Here is a 19,032-nt window from a genome sequence, read left to right as displayed (position 1 = left end):
GGAACCATGGCGGAATTCAAATGTTACTCCTGCAGCAAACCTGTAGTTACTGGCGAAAAATTCACATTCACGGCAAAAGGTGCAGTGCATTTTGACTGTTTTGTGGCCGACAAGAGAGATGAGATATCGGAGGATAAGATACCGAGGCTCAGGATTCTGAGCAGCGTCCTTGAATCTGAACTTGAACACCTCTTAAACCTTCTCAACGCGAGAACTTCCGGATCAGAAGAGTATAGAGAGGAAATGAGGGTAAAGTACAAGGACATAGAAAAAGCGGCTGGGGAAACAACCTCACTTATCACCAAGCTCTGAAATAATCATGCCAAGACAACTGTTTTCTCCCCATCCAATGTAGGGTTGAATATCTCATCAAAATTTATCTTTGCCGTCAGCGGGTCCTTGCTTATGAGGGCAACCCTGCTGTCCCTGCGATCAGAAGTGAACTTGTATCCTACTTTATCAGCCAGAGACTTTGAGAAGTCAAGTATCATGTCATGAGATGGCATATTGTCCATTGTGAGCTTTGCCAGCGACTGCCCCACATGCACATATCCCTTGCACTCAATGAAGTCCGGATCTGCTCTTTTATCCATAGCGGCATATTCATCCAAGTATGGCATGTTGACGTCCTTGACCAGCGTGTGCCTTATGACTATCCTGGTATCAAGTGAAGGCAGGAGATCGAGTGTCCGGTTAAAATTTTCCCATGCATTTCCAATAGCGGGGTTGAGCACATCGTTAAAGACTTCTCTGGTTGGGCCAGCGACTGTGACATATAGCTGGGTTGGAAGCGGGTCCAGTTTTTCAAGAACCATGGGCAAGGTTCCGTTGGTCACGAGGAATGTTGTCATGCCGCGCTTCTTGGCGATCGCAATAAACTCACCAAGCCTCGAATATAGCGTTGGTTCTCCAGTAAGTGAAATGGCAATGTGCTTAGGATTCACGGCTTCCTCCCATTTCTCCTTTGTAACCTTTGAATTTCCCTTGAAGCCTGAAATGAGTCTTATGTGGGCTTTGATACTTTCGTCCAGTATAAACTCAGGATCATCCTCGTCCGAAATGTGCATGCTGTCAAATCCCTGGAACCTCCAGCAAAACGTACAGTTCTCCGTGCAGGAATTTAATGCTGGAGTCATCTGGACACATTGGTGAGATTTTATGCCGTAGAATGTTCCCTTGTAGCATCCCTCTTCGCCCGACAGCTCTTTCTTGGTCCAGTGACATACCTTGACTGCTGAATGTTTACCTACCAGGCCGTAATGTTGCTTTCTGTAGACGCTGGCATACCTGTTTTCCACGACACAATAAATGTACGGGCTATTTAACTATTTTTTATATTATCCAGCTTCAATTTCGACATGATTGCTTCATATAGCCAGCCATTAAATTCGTTTTGCAACGCTGGCTGCAACTATGATAGGGTCCCAGACAGGGTCAAATGGAGGTGAATAGCCTATGTCATCAAAAAATAGGTCGTCTAGGGTGAATCTGGCCTGTATGGCAGTTGCAAGAACATTCAATCTCCACGCTCCACCGTCCTTAGAGATCACCTGTGCCCCGATAATCCTGTCTGATCCTTTCTCATAGACAATCTTCATTAGGACTTCACTGCCTCCCGGGTAATATCTGGCTCTGCTGGGGGCTTTAATATAGGTCGAGGACCAGGCGATTCCGTCCATGGATGCCTGCTTTTCATTAAGTCCGGTATATCCAATTTCATAATCCAGAATCTTGAGAAGGGTTGTACCCAGAGATCCGGGAAATTCCGTTACAGCACCGGCCACTGTGGCACCTGCAACCCTCCCCATTTTGTTAGAGATCTGAGCAAGGGGGAAATTACCAGGTTTTCCTGTCACGACGTTCGTGCACTCAGCTACGTCACCCGCGGCAAATATATCTGGATCTGAGGTCCGGAGAAATTTATCGGTTCTGATGAAACCGCCCTTGGAGACTTCTATCCCGGCCTGCGAAGCAATCTCACTATTGGGCAGCACGCCTGTCGCGAAGATGACAACATCCGATTCATGCGTTCCCTTCTCGGTGGTAATCCTGTAGGAATGATCCAGCTTCTCTATCCCCTTGAGTGAAGAGTTGAACTCAAAGTTGAATTTGGATGAGATTTCACTCAGGAAGTCCCCACCAATGTCATTATCAAGGGCCTGCAACGGCCTGCTGTGTTTCGACACAATCCTTACCTTTAAGCCACGCTTTTGCAGTGAATCTGCCAGCTCCATCCCGAGGACTCCATCTCCAATAACAGTAACAGTTCTCGCAGTGGATATCCGATCATGGACCTCAATGCCACTTTCAAGCGACCTAATGGCAAATGCGCCCGAATTCGCAAATTCTACCGGCACTTTCGGGTGCACTCCAGTGGCTATAAGAAGTTTGTCATATGCCAGCCTTGAACCGTCTGAAAGCTCTATTTCCTTCAATGTACGGTCAATTTTTCTTACTCGCTTCCCGGTTACTATTTTTATTCCCCGTTTTTCGGTAAACTCGGTGATGGGATAGTGAATAAGCTCCGAACTGTCTCTGACCAACCCTTCAATATAGTAAGGAATACCGCATTGAGCGTATGAAACATAAGATCCCCCCTCCACTACGGTTGCCTCTATGTTCCGGTCAAGCCTCTTTGCCTTGGAGACAGCAGACATTCCGGCGGCCCCGCCGCCTATCACAACAAATTTCATGGATGTAAATGGAAAAAGAAATAATTAATCTTGACCCTAATCGTAAAAAAAAAGAAAAAGTTGGAATAAGTTTAGTCTTCGCCAGCTCCCCCACCTGGTGATGGTGCTGGGGGAGTAGCTCCGCCCTTTGATTTCGTAGCAATGACATCGTCGATCCTCAGTATCATCACGCTAGCTTCTGTTGCAGACTCTATGGCCTGTTTTCCCACCCTGATCGGCTCTATTACGCCAGCCTTATCCATATCCTCTACTTCGCCTGAAAAGACATTAACTCCGTAAGTTTTCTTTCCCTCAGCGTGCTTACTTCTTATCTTTATGAGCACGTCTATGGGGTCGAGGCCGGCATTTTCCGAAAGAGCTCTGGGGATCTCCTCCATGGCGTTTGCGAATCTCTCAATGGCAAGCTGCTGTCTTCCCCCGACCTTTGATGCATATTCCCTGAGCCTGAAGGCGATCTCGGCAGCTGATGATCCTCCCCCGGATACGTATGCACCGTCTTCAACGGCAACAGCTACAACATGCAGCGAGTCTGTAAGGGATCTTTCAATCTCGTCGACAACATGCTCAGTTCCGCCTCTCACAAGTATGCTTACTGCCTTGGGGTTGCTGCACCCTGTTACAAACGTCAGGTAATCTTCACCTATCTTCTTCTGTTCAACAAGATCGGCCTTTCCGAGATCGGTTTCGCTTATCTCATCTATGGATGAAGCAATAGATGCGCCAGTTGCCTTGGCAAGTTTCTCAACATCGCTCTTCTTCACCCTTCTTACGGCGTATATACCTTCCTTGGCAAGATAGTGCTGTGCCAGGTCGTCAATACCTTTCTGGGTTATCAGAACATTGGCCCCGGTTGCCTTAACCTTTTTGACCATTTCTTTCAGGAGATCTTCTTCCTGAGAGAGGAATTTCTGGATCATGGATGGGTCATCAATCCTGATGTTCGTGTCAAATTCTGGCTTCTTGATCTCAAGAGCTGCGTTCATCAGGGCTATCTTTGCATTCTTCACATAGTCGGGCATTCCTGGGTGGACTTTCTCCTTGTCAACTATTATGCCGTCTATGAGTTCAGTGGCGTCTATATCTTCTCCCTGTTTCTTCACCAGCTGTATATTATCAAAATCGACCGAAACTTTTCCGTCTTGGACCTCAGCAACCTTGTGAACCGCTTCATATGAAATCTCGTCAAGGATTTCTTTGCTTCCTGAAGCGCTCTTGCTGCTGAGCGAAGTTCCCGCCATTTTCATCAGAAGTTTCTTGTCATCCGGCTTGACTGGTTTTGACGATCCCTGAAGTATCTTCTGGGCTTCTGCAGCTGCCATCCTGTAGCCTTCAGCTATCACAGTAGGATGCACGTTCTGCGCGATCAACCCTTCTGCTTCCTGAAGCAGTGCGCCTGCAATCACCACTGCAGTGGTTGTTCCGTCACCGACATAACTATCCTGTGTCTTGGAGACTTCCACCATCATCTTTGCCGCGGGGTGTTCAACGTCCATTTCCTTCAGAATAGTCACACCGTCATTGGTTATGACAATGTCACCGAGTGAATCTACCAGCATCTTGTCCATTCCCCTCGGGCCAAGTGTGGTTCTCACTGAACGGGCGATACTCTTTGCAGCTTCAATGTTATTTTGCATTGCATCCTTTCCGGATTCTCTCTTTGTGCCTTCCCTAAGTATAAATATTGGTTGTCCGCCTATCATTAATGATCCCGAGTAAGTAAAAATAAACTTCTATATAAGTATTGCTAATCTCTCTTCATAACCCTCTCGACCTATATTTTTATGGCTGAGCTGCTTATCTGGAAATGTCAGTGAATGAGGCATTATGAATAAAGCAGTTGTGTAGCCATCTCAAATTAGGTGGTTCGGAATGGCTGTTAGACACATTTACTATAAAAATGAGACATGAGATTGTCATGTAATTGATATCGGCGCTTGATGAGACCAAGTATTTTTAATAAAGTGTAAAGTCACTGAGAAATTCAATTTATCTCTTTGCTGGAAGTAACAACTTCGGAATGTGCATAACTTCGCACAAATCTATGAGGCATTTTCTGAATTGACCTGGCGATCTGCATTACGCATAGAGGCTGAAAACTATTAAATCCAGCCCAACTGAGCGGCTGAGCACTGCTAAACTTGTCGCAGATGTAACATCCATGGAGATGCTGATAAGGTTTTATCTTCATCAATAATAAGGAATACATGTTCAGGTTCGAGACTGTAAACATAAGGGGCAAAGAGTATGAATTCTTCTCCTACTCTGTGGGGACTGCGCCGCTACTCATACTGAGGGGTACGAAAGGATATGCAATGTGCGGGTACCTCAATCTTGAAGCCGCTGAAAAACTTGGCGATACCGCTGTGAGGGTTACAGGGGTGAAAGACCTGGAAACACTTCTTAAAGCCAATGTGGTTGGAGTTACAAGCAAAGCACGGTCAATGGGTCTTAGTGAAGGGCAGAAAGTTGACGAGATAATCTCACTTCTTTAGGGTAGGAAATAGAGTTGCTACGTACAGGATCTGCTGCTGTATCTCTTATCACGGATTCTAAATCAATACTCTTCATAAAGAGGAAAGACAGGGAAGACGACCCATGGTCTGGAAATATAGCTCTGCCTGGAGGGTTTCTTAAAAAAGGAGAGACGCCGGAAGAGGCCGCTATCCGCGAGACTCTTGAGGAAACTTCTGTAAGTATAAACGAAGGGCAGATTACAGCCCGCATGGGTATCATGCACAGCAAGGCGAATCCCAAAATATCAATCTACCCAATCGCTTTCTCCCTGGAAAATTTTCCGGCCTACAGTCCCGGAGATGAAGTTGCGGAAGTTCGTCTGATAGGGATCAAGGATCTTGAATATTCATCTGGCCCTGAAAGTCATGGCGCCGCATACGTAAACGAAGGATGGGTAATATGGGGTCTGACATATAGAATAATCAGGAAATATTTCGGGCTTGATTGAGTCACTGCCCGTCGATCACTCTCGTTCCCATCGGATCAAAAGATACCCTCACAACGAATCGTGACGACTTCACCATGGCCTCCTGCAATTTCTCAAGTTTTCCCTCATTAGCAAGCGCCAGAACAAATCCCTGCGAGCCACCTCCAAGGAGCCTTACAGCCTCTGCACCTGAGGCAAATGCTCTTTTCTCTATCCTTTCGATTCTGTCATTTGATACGTTTTTTCCTAGGGACTTTTTTATTTCCCACCCTCTGTTTATTAGTGAAGCAAGTGCATGGACATCTTCCTGCCTGACGGCATCTCTCATATCATATGCTAGCTCCTTCAAATAGAGGAGTCTGGCAATCGTATTCCCTTCCCCAATTTTTGCCTTTTCCACTTGTTCTGCAAGGGCAGCTGAACTTTCCCTTGTCTTGCCAGTATATACGAGAAGGATACTATTTTCAAGCGTATTCAGGAAAGATGTTCCGGCATTGAATTTCTCAATCTTCACCTTATCACCGTCAAATTCCATGAATTTGAAGCCTCCTACAGAGATCGCATAGGGATCCTGTCTTCCAAGGGTAACGCCTAGCAGGTCTCTCTCGGTCAGGAAAGATTCATTGGCAAGCTCAATGGGGCTCTTCCTTTTACCAGTGAGAGAATCAATCAGCCCAATTACAGCTGTGGTAAGCGCACTTGATGAACCCAGTCCAGAGCCGGGGGGGACATCACTGTTCATTATAACCCTTCCGGACTCTATTTTTCTCGAAACGAAAAGGTTCATGATATTTTCGGACACGCTCTTTGCAGTTCTCTGCTCATGACTTATGAGGTAGCTTTTGACGAAGTCTCTGGACGAGATTTCAAGTGGAAAATCATCCTTTACATATCTGACCATCACGCCACGGTCTATGGTAGTGTTCAGGACAGCAGATCCGTATTTTTCAATGAAGGGGCTGATATCAGTGCCACCACCGCCGAAGCTGATTCTCAGCGGGCTGTAAGATACAAGTCTCGTAGGAACTGGTGACATAGAACCTGTGGTTAATCTCTACAGACTTAAAAGCTTATACAGGGAAATTTATTTATCTGTCAGCAAACTATGCTGCCTGTCTTCTGATGCATTATGCGTGAGGAGACTACTTTATATGCTCTGCTCAAATAATGTTGCATGGCAGAAAACGGAAGTTACTGGCATTCGGTTCCTGTTGGTCCTGACCCACCAGAGGTTTTCTATACCGTAGTGGAAACCCCTAAGGGTTCCAAGAATAAGTACGAGATCGCGAAAGAATTTCCAGGCATTGTTCTGGACCGCGTCCTGCATTCCTCCGTCGTATATCCAACGGACTATGGGCTTATCCCCAAGACGTTATATTACGACAATGATCCAATGGATGTGCTTCTTCTGATATCTCAGCCCACGTTTCCGGGAACTATCGTGGCATCCAGGCCAATTGCGATAATGAAAATGCTGGACAAGGGAGAGGTGGACAATAAGATTCTCGCGGTGGCTAAAGATGATCCTTACTACAAGAATGTGCAGAAGCTCGACGATCTCCCGAAACATCTTGCAGACGAAATCGTAGAATTCTTCACAACCTACAAGAGACTGGAAAATAAGAAGACCGAGGTTACCGGATGGGGAGATAAAGCCATGGCTGTCAAGGAGATACTTGAATCCATTGACATGTACAACAAGAAATACGGTAAGAAGTGAAAAATATTCAATAATAATTACTAAACTTTTTTATCTTTATCAATCCATTACTCCTCATGGAAGATCTTATAAAAGATGTTCTGAGCCGGATAAAAGCGGATGAGATTAAGTTTCTGCAGATGCAGTTCACGGACATTCTCGGCATGGTAAAAACCCTCACCGTGCCTATGAACAGGTTTGAGAGCGCTCTGAGTGAAGGAGTTGTCTTTGATGGGAGTTCAGTTGCTGGATATGCACAGATTGAGGAATCTGATATGAGGGCAGTACCAGATCTTTCTACATATTCCATCATACCGGAAACACCGGATCATGTCAAATCGGCAAGATTCATCTGCAAGATCATCACACCAAAGGGCGAAAGATTTCCGGGAGATCCCAGATATGTGCTTGAGAAAGTTGTGGAAAAAATACAGAAACGGCACATGGACTTTTTTGTTGGACCTGAGTTTGAGTTCTTTATTTTCAGGAGGGACCAGAATGGAAACCCTACGAACAATCCCAGTGATAACGCAGGTTACTTTGACAGTACCCCAATGGATAAGGCTAGTGAGATAAGGCAGGAGATTCTGCTCATACTTCATTCCATGGGTTACAGACCAGAGGCAGCGCATCATGAGGTGGCTTACGGACAGCAGGAGATAGATCTCCGTTATGATAAGGCGCTGGTTATGGCTGACCGAGTCGCTATGCTGAAGAACATAATCAAAAACGTCGCCCTCAGGCACGGCCTTTACGCGACGTTCATGCCAAAGCCTATAAATGGCGTGAACGGAACAGGAATGCACGTACACCAAAGCATCATGGCAAGCGATGAGTCTGTAAACCTTTTCTATGAGAAGGGTGCTAAATATGAGATCAGTGATCTTGGAATGCACTATATGGGCGGGTTGCTCAAGAACATACAGGGAGCATCTGCCATAATGGCTTCCTGGGTTAACTCGTATAAAAGGCTGATACCTGGATATGAAGCGCCTGTTTACATATCATGGGCAAACAAGAACAGGAGTGCACTCGTTAGGGTACCCGCAGGTGAAGGAATGAGAAAGAGAATGGAGCTTAGATGCCCGGATTCCGCTGGAAATCCTTATCTGCAGTTTGCTGCTATGCTTGCCATGGGGATTGACGGGATAGATCACAGAATTGAACCCCCTGATCCCGTAGAAAAGGACATTTTCCACATGACACAGGAAGAGAGAACAAATGAAGGCATTGTATCGATGCCAGAGAGCTTGGGGGAAGCACTTCACCACTTTAGAAACAGTAAAATAATGAAGGAAACTCTGGGTGAGCATATCTTTGACAACTTCATTACTGTGAAACAGAGAGAGTGGGACAGTTTCAGGTCATATGTGACCGAGTGGGAAATAAATCGCTATCTTCCGCTATTGTGATCATCTTAATTCCCTCTCCATTTTTTGTTTCATCTTGTTTTCGATGCGCCTTACGTAAAAGAACAGTGCGATAAATGCAATTCCAGCAGGGAGCAGGACAAAGCCAATGACCACCGAATAAATCAATGAATAGCTGATGTCACCGATTGATATTGTTGCATTGACGGTTGTGCTTCCATTATTTACAACACTCAAAGTCCAATTTCCGGATTCAGGAGCGATAATAACCGAAGTAACAGTTGAATTTGAACTGAGTTTCTGATCGCTCAAATGCTGGCCACTGGGAGAGGACCAGAACACAGTCAGGTTTACGCTGGGTGCAGACGCGGAAATGGAATACTCCAGATCGTCCCCCTGGGAAACACCGACCAGGGAAAGGCGATATGGATTGCTCGCACCCGCAGCAATTTGCTGTTCATTGTAGCTTCTCGTATGGTCCGTTATAAAATAAGATGAGACAGAAAACACAACAATCGATAGTACCAGGAGTGAAATCCCTATCTTCAGCATCCTCTTTCTATTTGGCAGCTTCATTCCTCATACTCCGCATTCTTGGGTATTGGTGTTCATGTTAACTAAGGACCGCTTATTATGCTTTTCCTGATAGGTTGGTAACGGCGGTATATCATTCACGTCCATCAGTCTGGTAAGGTAACGGTGATTTCGTTAGAATCCTTGACGTTAAGAGTGTCGATCTTCATGACATCTCTTATGATGTCTTGGTGTGCCTCTATGGTTGATCTTGTTCCGCCAAGTATGATTAGGGAAAGAGGCGCAGAAAGCGAAAGCTTCATAGAGCTCTTGAAGGCTCTTATCCTGGACAAAACTTCGGAAATGTAATCAAACTCTGCAGATTCATCAAGGTAAGGTTCCAATTGATCCAGATCCGTGGTGGACTGGTTGTGAATGCTTACTTCTTCCGGTAGTCCCGAAAGATCATGATAAGATTCTTCCGCGATGTAAGGCATGAAAGGTGCGTAGAGCCTGAGGATTGCGTACATGGAATATCTTGCAACCCTTACAGTATCCTCGATCTCACGGATATCTCCATTATTCTTTGTAATGGAATTTAGTCTTCCCTTTATGATCTCAAGATAGTTGTCGCAGAATACGTTCCAGAAGAAATCGTCCAAGATTGACCTCGCCTTAGCGATCTCATATTGATTCAGATAATCCCCCACACTCTTCGCAACATCTGAAATCTTCGAGATTATCCACCGGTTCACCGGATATATTGGGTAGGAAAAGTCTGTTCCGCCAATTTCTCCAGACAGCATCCTGACAAGCTTGGTAGCATTGTGTAGCTTGATTACCGTTCTCTTCCCCCTTACATATTCCTGTTCCTTAATCTTAATATCTTCTCCCGGCAGTGCCGTCGAACTCCAGTACCTTACAGCATCTGCCCCGAATTGAGATATGAAATCTTCCGGCTCGGAGATATTTCCCTTACTTTTGCTCATCTTCTGTCCATAAGGGTCATTTACATTACCGCTGACATAGATGTTGCTCCAGGGTATTCTGGAGTCATGTATTAGAGACCTGACCATGGTTGTGAAGGCCCAGGCCGTGATAATGTCATGCCCCTGAAATCTTATGTCCATTTCGTCTATCATGTCAAATACACCATCTTTCTCCGTAGAAAGCCTTGGCGAGAGCGATGATGTTGCCCATGTATCCATTATGTCGGTCTCCGGCTGCAGGTCTTCGGATCCACACTTATGGCATCTTAATCCGGAATATCCGAGTCTAGGATCAACTGGTAGCATATCCTCATTGGCAAATATGGTCTCGCCGCACCTTTTGCAGTACCATACGGGGAACGGAACACCGTAGAATCTCTGCCTTGAAATACACCAGTCCCATTTCAGGCCGTTTACCCACGTCTCATACCTGATTCTCATGTGATCAGGGTGCCATTTAACCTTCCTGCCAGCTTCAATTAGCTGGTCTTTCATGTCCAGGTACCGCACAAACCACTGCTTCCCGATGGAAATTTCAATTGGAGTTCCGCATCTTTCATGGGTGTTGACGGAATGCTTCACCCGTTCAATCTTCTCGACCAGCCCCTCGGATTGCAGGACGCCCATGATCTTCTTCCTTGCTTCCTGGACTGTTAGCCCATTAAGCAGCCCGGAATCTTCAATTCGGCCATCGTTCCTCACAATGATTCTGAGGCCGAAATTATATTTTTTCCACAGTTCAAGGTCATTCTGGTCCCCAAAAGTGCAGACCATTTCGGCACCGGTACCTTTGTTCATATCCACAGCATCATCTGCGTAAATTCTCACTTTCTGGCCGTATAAAGGCACGGTAGCTTCTTTTCCAACGAAAGCAGAGAATCTTCCGTCTGCTTGATTTACGAATATCGCAACACATGAAGCCAACATTTCAGGTCTTGTGGTGGCGACAACCATGGGTCCAGCATCGGTTCTGAATCTTATATAGACAAAATCGGTCGTTACCTCAGCATCCTTCATTTCGATCTGCGATATTGCTGTGTGGCATGTTGTGCAGTATATTATTGCACCCTCTTTCCTATAGGAACGTCCTTTTTTTACAAGGTCAAGAAACATTCTCTGTGAAATTCTCTTGGAATCATCTGAAACTGAAGTATAATAGTTCCTGAAATCGGCACTAAGGCCGATCCTTGAGAAGGAATCCAGAAGTCTCTTCTCAGAGTCAAGACTCACCCTCTTTGCAGCTTCGATAAACTCTCCAAGGGGCATTTTTTCAGCTCTCATGCCAATGGTCTTTTCTGTAAATCTCTCAGTTGGGAGGCCATTGTCGTCAAATCCCCACGGATAGAAGACTGTGTATCCTTTCATTCTTCTGTATCTTGCAATTATGTCCTGATGTGTATAGGAAAAGGCATGCCCCATGTGCATCTTCCCGCTTACCGTGGGTGGTGGCGTATCAATCCAGTAAAATTTTCTCTTTTTGTAATCTTCCCTGAATTTGTATGAATATACCTCTGAATTTTCCCACACCTTTCTCCATTTTGCTTCCATGGAGGCAATGTCCAGATCCATCAGGTGGTTATCATAAATGCATAATGAACTTTTTCAGTGGCGACTCCGAAAAGCAAGTCAGTTCTGCATATTCCATGGCCTATTTTACTATTCCGTCAATAAAAAGGCCCTTTCTGCTCTTGCAACATCATTCAGGTTGAAAATTTATGGATAATATTAGAGATAGAACAGGTAGTTTCTCTAAAAAAGCAGAGTAAGAATTGATAGAGCAAATAGCCCAGATGAAAATCAGAGAGAATATACAACTGTAGACCGGTCCTGAAAGTTCAGCCATACGGTGAACTCGACAACCATAGTTGCGGACATTACCATCTCCTTTCGTCGATTAGTTAATATTAAAATGCCCAGAGGAACTTTATTTAATCTACTTACAGTCAACCCTCGTAAATAAGGAAAATAGTGTACATTAGTCTTAATTTCAGAGTATTTTATGTATTTCAAAGGAGACAGTCAAGAAATATTAAGGTTAAGTACATATCCTCTTGTGACCCTGATCATTGCCTCGAAAGAGGACCCGGCCAGTTCTTCTATGGGCGATTTCCTGGTTCGGAATTATAATTTTATGCCAAAAGAAAGCGTAACTGATGAATTTATAATGAGCGATTTCCTTCTCAAGTTCATCGAACAGAAACACCTCTATTATGAGGGTATGGATGAAGATGCTAAGAGATCAGGAAATTCTACCGGCATAATCATTCTTTCCAAACATTCCTCGGCCGCCGACATAAAGTCACTTACCGTCCATCCAACAGGAAATTTCGGCGATGCACAGCTCGGTGGATCCCCGGGAATGCTCTCCATGACAGATCCCATTGCAATGACCGAAGCGTTAAGGAATATAAGAAATAACTACAAAGGAAACGCATTTTCCGTGACCTTTGAGGCAACACATCACGGACCTTTTATTAGAACCCCGAATTATTTCGTAGAGATTGGCACGACCAAGGATCAGTGGGAAGATCGTGGCGCGCTGAAAGCAGTATGTGACTCGATTCTTCAAAGGCGGGGAAACAAATTCAGGAACTACGTAGGTATTGGAGGGGGGCACTACATGCCTAAGATAACAACCTATGCGCTGGAAAATAATGTCAACATTGGGCATATGATTCCCAAATATCAGAGCGAAGTAGTAAATTCCGATATAATCAGGCAGGCTGTATCCATGACGCCAGAATGTGCCGGGTTTATCATGGATCGAAAGGGCATGAAAGCAAACATCAGGGAAATGGTTTCCAGTATAGCCAGGGATCAGAACCTGGAAATAATTGAAATATAAATATATGAATATTATTACACATATATACTAATTGTAGTATACATATAGCCCCTTTAAAACTTAGCTCCGGCGAGCGAAATTTTTTCTGTGATTTATCACTAAACCTTTAAATACTCACTGTATCTACCCCAATTACAAGAACTTACGTTCTTGGTGAAACAAAATGGAAGAGTTTTGTGAAGAGGAAGAACCGCCAGGTTCAACGCCCTTCTTAAGGGCTGTAAACCTAGAGAGGAACCTGCGCCTCAAGAAATTTTTTATCAAGTTCGAAGGGGCAAACGCAACAGGTTCGCAGAAAGACAGGATTTCCAAGTTGCATGTGCTCAGGGCTAAGAGGCTGGGATACAGAACTATATCGCTGGCAACCTGTGGAAACTACGGAGCATCTATATCATATTATGCTAAACTCTATGGGTTGAATTCGGTCGTAGCAATGCCGCAGGATTATTCACACGAACGTGCGGGTGAGATTCTCGCAAACGGGTCTGAAGTACTTGAGCTTTCAGGAAAATATGAAGACACTGTATCAGCAATGCGTGACATGGCCAATGACAACGCTTGGTATGACTCGAGCCCAGGGTCCGCTAATTCTGATCTGGATATAATGGGATATGAGAAAATCGCCTACGAGATCGTACAACAGCTGGGGCATTCTCCGAAGTATCTTGCAATTCCGGTAGGAAACGGCACTACGCTGTCTGGCGTATTCAACGGATTTGTAAAAATGTACAACCATGGATCCATAGATTCACTTCCTGCCCTAATAGCTTCAAGCACAGCTAACGGTAACCCGATAGTGTACTCATGGAAAAGGCAGATCAAACGCGTTGTTGACCTTAACCCATCCATACTGAGGGAAAGTTCGGTCAACGAACCGCTTATTTCCTATAAAGCGTTTGACGGCCAGAAGGCACTTAATGCCATATACAGGAGCAAAGGATACGCAGAATACGTCACGGATGAGGAAATGATAAGGTATGCTAGGACGATAGAAATGACAGAGAGTGTCCAGGCTCTCCCCGCTTCAGCTTCGACGCTTGCTGCGGCAGTTCGTATAATGTCTAAGCGTGGCAGAGACAGCGAGTGTGTGTTGGTGATAACCGGACGAAACAGACTATGGGTAACGCAGTAATTCTGGCTGAGGGGGTATATTCAACCACCTACGGGAAAACAGCAAACGGTCTCATTCGGTATAGCAAAAGATACAGGATCGTATCGGTCATCGACTCTAAATACGCAGGAAAGGATGCCGGGGCTGTTCTTACCGGCAGGAATAACGGCATCCCCATAATCTCAACCCTCACTGAAGCTAGGAAGACAGGTGCAGATACGCTCATAGTTGGAGCTGCAACCGACGGGGGGTTCCTTCCAAATGAATACAGACCATTTATTGCTGAAGCCCTTAGGTCTGGGATGGATGTGGTGTCTGGACTTCACGAGTTCATATCGGATGACGCTGAATTTTCCAAGATTGCTGGAGAATCAAAATCCAGTATTATCGACGTAAGGAAAATGTTCAGGGATCGCAAGGATCCATTCACTGGAGGGATCTCAGAGGTATCAGCTTTCAGGATCGCGGTATTGGGCACTGACAGCGCAATAGGAAAAAGAACCACTGCCATTATACTTAACAACCAGCTTAACGCCATCGGGAGAAAGTCAGTTATGATCGGAACTGGGCAGACATCCTGGATGCAGGGTTTCCCATATACTGTAGTTGTAGATTCAATGATAAATGATTTTATTCCAGGCGGCTTGGAAAGCGTAACTCTGGAAGCTTGGAGAAAGGAGAAACCAGAATTTATGTTTATTGAAGGGCAGGGGTCAGTCCTGCATCCAGCTTATCCAGGAAGTTTTGAGATCATTGGGGCGTGCAGACCCGATGCTATAATTCTCCAACACGCACCAGCAAGGCACTTTTTTGACGGCTTCGAGAGTTTTCCTATTCCCGATCTTTCAAAATACATAACCATACTGGAACTTCTTTCAGACAGAAAAGTTATTGCAATTTCCTTGAACAGGGAGAATCTGACGGATTCTCAGGTCGAAGAAGAAATATTACGCCTGGAAAAGCGTTATGGCATCCCGGTTTTTGATCCACTGGGATCTACTGATAAGGTAATATCAAGGATCCTGGCGAGATAGATGCCCGAGAGCTATGCTGAAAGGGTAATAAGTTTTGACCGTATCTCGATCTCTAGGCCTGAGATCACAGGTAAGAGCATAAGAGGCAAAATCTCAGTTACGTCTGACAATTTGACGGAATCGTTTACCATTATTTTCACGTATTCAGAATCAATGAAATTGGATGAAAGAATTGCAGGGCTCATCCTCACAATGCCTGCGATAAATTTCACATATTTTGCCAGAGAACTTCACCTCGACTTCCCCATAACAGAAGAGGACAGGAGCCTTCTGGAAACCTTTCTCAAGGTCAATGCAAGGGAAATATTCATAAACAAAATATGCCGCAGGAGATATGAATTCATCCGGAAAGAATATATTCCCGGAGAAGAGGATATCAATGAACACAATGCAGACGGCATAACGGTTCTCATTGCTGGCACCACCAGAAAGCGATACGATGTCCACCCTGTGCCTGGAAATGCGGTAGTACTATCTTCCGGTGGCAAGGAAAGCCTCCTCAGCTACGGAATGATGAAGGAGATAGGTTCACGGGTCTTCTCTTTCTTCTTCAACGAATCCGGCGGACATTGGATAACGGCGAAGACATCATACGATTATTTCTCCAGTCACTTTCCGGACACCGTAAAGGTATGGTCAAACGTGGATCGCTTTTACAAGTTCATGCAGAGGCGGGTGAGGATCCTTGACCAAATGGCAATCACAAGATGGGCAGACACATACCCTATTCAACTGTTCATATTTCCGGTTTACGTCTTCTCCCTACTACCCATTGTCATAAATCATGGCATATCCACTATATTGCTCGGGGATGAGTTTGATGATCCTAGGGACATGCCAGATTTTCACGGTATGAAGCATTATTTTGGTGTTTTCGATCAGAGTACTGACTTCAACCGTATTATGAGTGATTATCTCAAAAAGATTGGCATAAATGCTGTACTGACATCAGTGGTATACCCAGTTTTTGGCAATGTTGTTGAAAGGATACTTGTCAACAGGTATCCGGAACTCTTTTCCCTGCAGAGATCTTGTCATTCATGTCACTATGAAAATGGAAAAATAGTTCCTTGCGGGAAATGTTCAAAATGTCTCGGAATTCTTATGTTTGTGCATAGTGCTGGTGGGGATCCTGCCGACATTTGCTATGGCAAAATTTCTGATGATGACCTCAGGGAGCGTGTAGAATCAGTCAGGATGCGCCTCGACACTGACGAAATGGCATACTTGAGGAAACTGGTTATTGAGCACGGCAATCCAACAAAGAGTCACGTTACGGGCATTCACCTTCTGGATGTGGAAAAGAGTCCGGGTCAACTCATTCCAATTGAATTCAGGAATGGCATAATGAAAATTATCTCGCAATATAGTTCAGGCATTTTTGAACTCAGAAATGGTGAATGGGCGGAGAAAACATGACGCAGAATTCAACCAGTTTTCTTGCTCTCTTTTGTTGCAAAATACTCCAACTCTACACTTTTTACTTCATCATCTGACTTACATTCCGAGTATTCATGGAGAGGGTTTCTGTTTAGAACCAGAAAATTCGGTCCCCATTTGAATTTATTCAGAATAGTTTCTGCAATATTCGTGTTACCAATTATAAAAAGCGCAGCGGCCAGTGCCTCCACAGAGGAGAGTATCTCAAGCTTGCCAAAATTAACAGGATTTGCAGCCAGCAAGGCAGGGATTCTTCTGCCGTTTTCTATTTTATATTTCTTTATCCCCTCTATCTTTGCCCACGATCCGTCAATCACACATAGGCCGTACCTTGATACAAGCTCAGAGTCATTTCTTCTGATATATGAGCCCGCATATGGAGTCAGCGTCACTTTCCTGCCAAAATTTCTGCCGTTGATTCTCCTTGCAAGGTGAAATCGTTCCAGTTTCTTCATAGTGGATTTTGACGGGTCGTCCTCTCTCAGGTACACAAATGTCAGTTCAATTCTTTGAGGCATGTTAGAGTTTTCCCTCTCAGGCAGATGGGGTTTACAAGTTCCTGCAAATAGAAATACATTAAAGCGAAAAGAACCTTTGCGTCTTTCCTAATCATAAACAATACTGATTTCCAATGGGTCCTACGATCCTCCCTAGATAAAATTTCAGAGTAGCCATGTTGCTCAGGAATGCGTGAAAATACTCTCCTGTAATGCAATGTGCCAATCATAATAGGTAACAGATCCAGATGGAAGCCGCGAGAAAAAATTAATTAGTCCCATGTTTCTTATCTATAATGCGATATATTGTAATTACTGGCGGTGTCCTTTCAGGGCTCGGAAAGGGCACGATTACCTCCAGTCTTTCTTACTTATTGAAGTCAAACGGGCTGAAAGTTACTGCTATGAAAATTGATCCTTACCTTAACTATGATGCTGGCACGATGAATCCTTATCAGCACGGAGAGGTCTTTGTCCTTAATGACGGAAGCGAAGTTGATCTGGACCTTGGTAATTACGAACGCTTTCTTGACACGGATCTAAATGGGGATAACAATATTACAACGGGTAAAACGTATATGGAAGTAATCCAGAAGGAGAGAAGGGGAGACTATCTGGGAAGCACTGTTCAGATTATTCCGCACATTACAAATGAAATCAAGCGCAGAATCCGGCATGTTGCGGCATCGGGAGATTTCGACGTCGTAATGATCGAGGTTGGTGGAACTGTAGGAGATATAGAATCAATGCCGTTTCTTGAAGCGTTGAGGCAACTGAAGCGGGAAGAACCAGAGGGATCCGTGCTTTTTGGACATGTTACGCTCATACCAGCTATTGGTCCAGTGGAAGAGCAGAAAACAAAACCCACACAGCACAGCGTGAAGGAGTTGAGGGAAATAGGGATCCAACCGGATCTGCTTTTTTGCCGGACAAAGAAACCACTGCATAATGATACAATAAAGAAACTCTCACTTTTTACGGACGTTCCGGAAACCGGGATCATTAGCGTTTCAGACGTTTCAAACGTGTATTTCCTGCCAGAACTAATGGAAAAACAAGGTCTTGTAAAACACCTGGCAGAGAGGCTTTCCCTAAAGCTTGTCCCGGCGGAGGATAGCTGGAGGGCCTACAAGGAAAATCTGAGAAATCCAAAAAGCACAGTTACCATAGCTATTGTTGGAAAATACATTCAGCTTCACGACGCGTATATAAGTCACAAGGAAGCATTCTCGCATGTTTGCGGCACCACCGGCATTGGTGTCAATCTCAAGTGGGTCGACTCGGATGAGGTGCCGGGCAACCCTTCTATATTTGACGATGCTGATGGGATTCTGATACCAGGCGGTTTTGGATACAGGGGAATTGAGGGAAAGGTTGCTGCGGCCAGGATAGCAAGGGAGAGGAACATACCTTTCCTTGGGATATGCCTTGGGTTTCAGGTTGCAGTAATAGAGTTTTCCCGCGACGTGCTGAAGCTAGATAGGGCCAACAGCACTGAATTTGATCTCAATACCGCTTATCCCGTGATCGACATACTTCCTGAGCAGGCAAACGTTAAGTCTATGGGAGGTACAATGCGACTTGGAGGAAAGCAGGTTCACATAAAAGAGGGAACCCTTGCAATGAACATTTACAGATCCAGCAAGATAGTGGAAAGACACAGACACAGATTTGAGGTCAATCCATCATATATCAAAGCGCTTACCGATGCAGGAATGACATTTTCAGGCGTCGACGACGATGGCATTCGGATGGAAATTCTTGAACTTGCTGACAGAGATAATTTTGTTGCGACACAGTATCACAGCGAATTCAAATCCCGGCCACTTTCACCATCGAAGGTCCATGTTCACCTAGTCAAGAAGGCTCTGGAAAAGAAACTCGGCACGGTCGGTAGCAT

The 19,032-nt window shown here is 44.9% G+C and carries 17 protein-coding genes; 10 read left to right on the top strand and 7 right to left on the bottom strand.

The features are described from left to right. The first annotated feature begins 6 nt into the window (after window positions 1-6). On the top strand, window positions 7-312 hold the full coding sequence (locus tag QW597_04100) for a DUF2175 family protein (protein ID MEM0155769.1): 306 nt from the start codon (window positions 7-9) through the stop codon (window positions 310-312). Between the two features lie 5 nt (window positions 313-317). On the opposite strand, the gene twy1 is transcribed toward QW597_04100, so the two are convergent. The 3 genes from twy1 to thsB all read right to left on the bottom strand — a co-directional run bounded on the left by twy1 (window position 318) and on the right by thsB (window position 4,393). Next, on the bottom strand, window positions 318-1,298 hold the full coding sequence (gene twy1, locus QW597_04095; protein MEM0155768.1) for a 4-demethylwyosine synthase TYW1: 981 nt from the start codon (window positions 1,296-1,298) through the stop codon (window positions 318-320). 84 nt (window positions 1,299-1,382) lie between these two features. Beyond that, on the bottom strand, window positions 1,383-2,693 hold the full coding sequence (locus QW597_04090) for an FAD-dependent oxidoreductase (protein MEM0155767.1): 1,311 nt from the start codon (window positions 2,691-2,693) through the stop codon (window positions 1,383-1,385). A gap of 71 nt (window positions 2,694-2,764) precedes the next feature. Further along, window positions 2,765-4,393 carry a thermosome subunit beta gene (thsB, locus tag QW597_04085; protein MEM0155766.1) on the bottom strand — a complete coding sequence of 543 codons (1,629 nt, stop codon included), beginning with the start codon at window positions 4,391-4,393 and terminating at the stop codon, window positions 2,765-2,767. Between the two features lie 504 nt (window positions 4,394-4,897). On the opposite strand from thsB, the gene QW597_04080 reads away from it, so the two are divergent. After that, window positions 4,898-5,185 (top strand): DUF1805 domain-containing protein, encoded by a 288-nt coding sequence (locus QW597_04080; protein ID MEM0155765.1) that lies wholly within the window; start codon window positions 4,898-4,900, stop codon window positions 5,183-5,185. 14 nt (window positions 5,186-5,199) lie between these two features. Beyond that, window positions 5,200-5,655: an NUDIX domain-containing protein gene (locus tag QW597_04075; protein ID MEM0155764.1), complete on the top strand. Its 456-nt coding sequence runs from the start codon at window positions 5,200-5,202 to the stop codon at window positions 5,653-5,655. Window position 5,656: 1 nt separating this feature from the next. On the opposite strand, the gene QW597_04070 is transcribed toward QW597_04075, so the two are convergent. Further along, the gene (locus QW597_04070) at window positions 5,657-6,670 is read right to left on the bottom strand and encodes a kinase (protein ID MEM0155763.1); all 1,014 of its coding nucleotides are present in this window, start codon (window positions 6,668-6,670) and stop codon (window positions 5,657-5,659) included. A 138-nt stretch (window positions 6,671-6,808) separates the two neighbouring features. Between QW597_04070 and QW597_04065 the strand changes: the two genes are divergently transcribed. Further along, entirely contained in the window at window positions 6,809-7,354 is a 546-nt protein-coding gene (locus QW597_04065; protein MEM0155762.1) for an inorganic diphosphatase, read from the top strand. A 56-nt stretch (window positions 7,355-7,410) separates the two neighbouring features. Next, window positions 7,411-8,745, top strand: a complete 1,335-nt coding sequence (gene glnA / locus QW597_04060; protein ID MEM0155761.1) for a type I glutamate--ammonia ligase — start codon at window positions 7,411-7,413, stop codon at window positions 8,743-8,745. On the opposite strand, the gene QW597_04055 is transcribed toward glnA, so the two are convergent. Both QW597_04055 and QW597_04050 read right to left on the bottom strand, forming a co-directional pair. Further along, on the bottom strand, window positions 8,746-9,279 hold the full coding sequence (locus QW597_04055) for a hypothetical protein (GenBank protein ID MEM0155760.1): 534 nt from the start codon (window positions 9,277-9,279) through the stop codon (window positions 8,746-8,748). It abuts the gene before it with no gap. A gap of 104 nt (window positions 9,280-9,383) precedes the next feature. Further along, window positions 9,384-11,774 (bottom strand): valine--tRNA ligase, encoded by a 2,391-nt coding sequence (locus QW597_04050; GenBank protein MEM0155759.1) that lies wholly within the window; start codon window positions 11,772-11,774, stop codon window positions 9,384-9,386. Between the two features lie 484 nt (window positions 11,775-12,258). Here QW597_04050 and QW597_04045 point away from each other — a divergent pair, with 484 nt between their 5' ends. The 4 genes from QW597_04045 to QW597_04030 all read left to right on the top strand — a co-directional run bounded on the left by QW597_04045 (window position 12,259) and on the right by QW597_04030 (window position 16,614). Further along, window positions 12,259-13,050 (top strand): D-aminoacyl-tRNA deacylase, encoded by a 792-nt coding sequence (locus QW597_04045; GenBank protein MEM0155758.1) that lies wholly within the window; start codon window positions 12,259-12,261, stop codon window positions 13,048-13,050. A gap of 163 nt (window positions 13,051-13,213) precedes the next feature. Then, window positions 13,214-14,182, top strand: a complete 969-nt coding sequence (locus QW597_04040; GenBank protein ID MEM0155757.1) for a pyridoxal-phosphate dependent enzyme — start codon at window positions 13,214-13,216, stop codon at window positions 14,180-14,182. Then, window positions 14,167-15,195, top strand: coding sequence for a DUF1611 domain-containing protein (locus QW597_04035; protein MEM0155756.1), 1,029 nt, complete (start codon window positions 14,167-14,169; stop codon window positions 15,193-15,195). The genes QW597_04040 and QW597_04035 overlap by 16 nt, the downstream gene beginning before the upstream one ends. Then, on the top strand, window positions 15,196-16,614 hold the full coding sequence (locus QW597_04030) for a metal-binding protein (protein MEM0155755.1): 1,419 nt from the start codon (window positions 15,196-15,198) through the stop codon (window positions 16,612-16,614). Window positions 16,615-16,622: 8 nt separating this feature from the next. Here the strand turns inward: QW597_04030 and QW597_04025 are convergent, their stop codons facing one another. After that, window positions 16,623-17,153: a DUF367 family protein gene (locus tag QW597_04025; GenBank protein ID MEM0155754.1), complete on the bottom strand. Its 531-nt coding sequence runs from the start codon at window positions 17,151-17,153 to the stop codon at window positions 16,623-16,625. Between the two features lie 275 nt (window positions 17,154-17,428). Between QW597_04025 and pyrG the strand changes: the two genes are divergently transcribed. Then, the coding region (pyrG, locus tag QW597_04020; GenBank protein ID MEM0155753.1) for a CTP synthase (glutamine hydrolyzing) at window positions 17,429-19,032 on the top strand (1,604 nt) is incomplete at its 3' end.

The organism is Thermoplasmataceae archaeon (genome assembly GCA_038729425.1).
GTDB lineage: Archaea > Thermoplasmatota > Thermoplasmata > Thermoplasmatales > Thermoplasmataceae > B-DKE.
The sequence above is the reverse complement of the archived record's forward strand: the minus strand, read 5'-3'. Positions and strand labels throughout refer to the sequence as shown.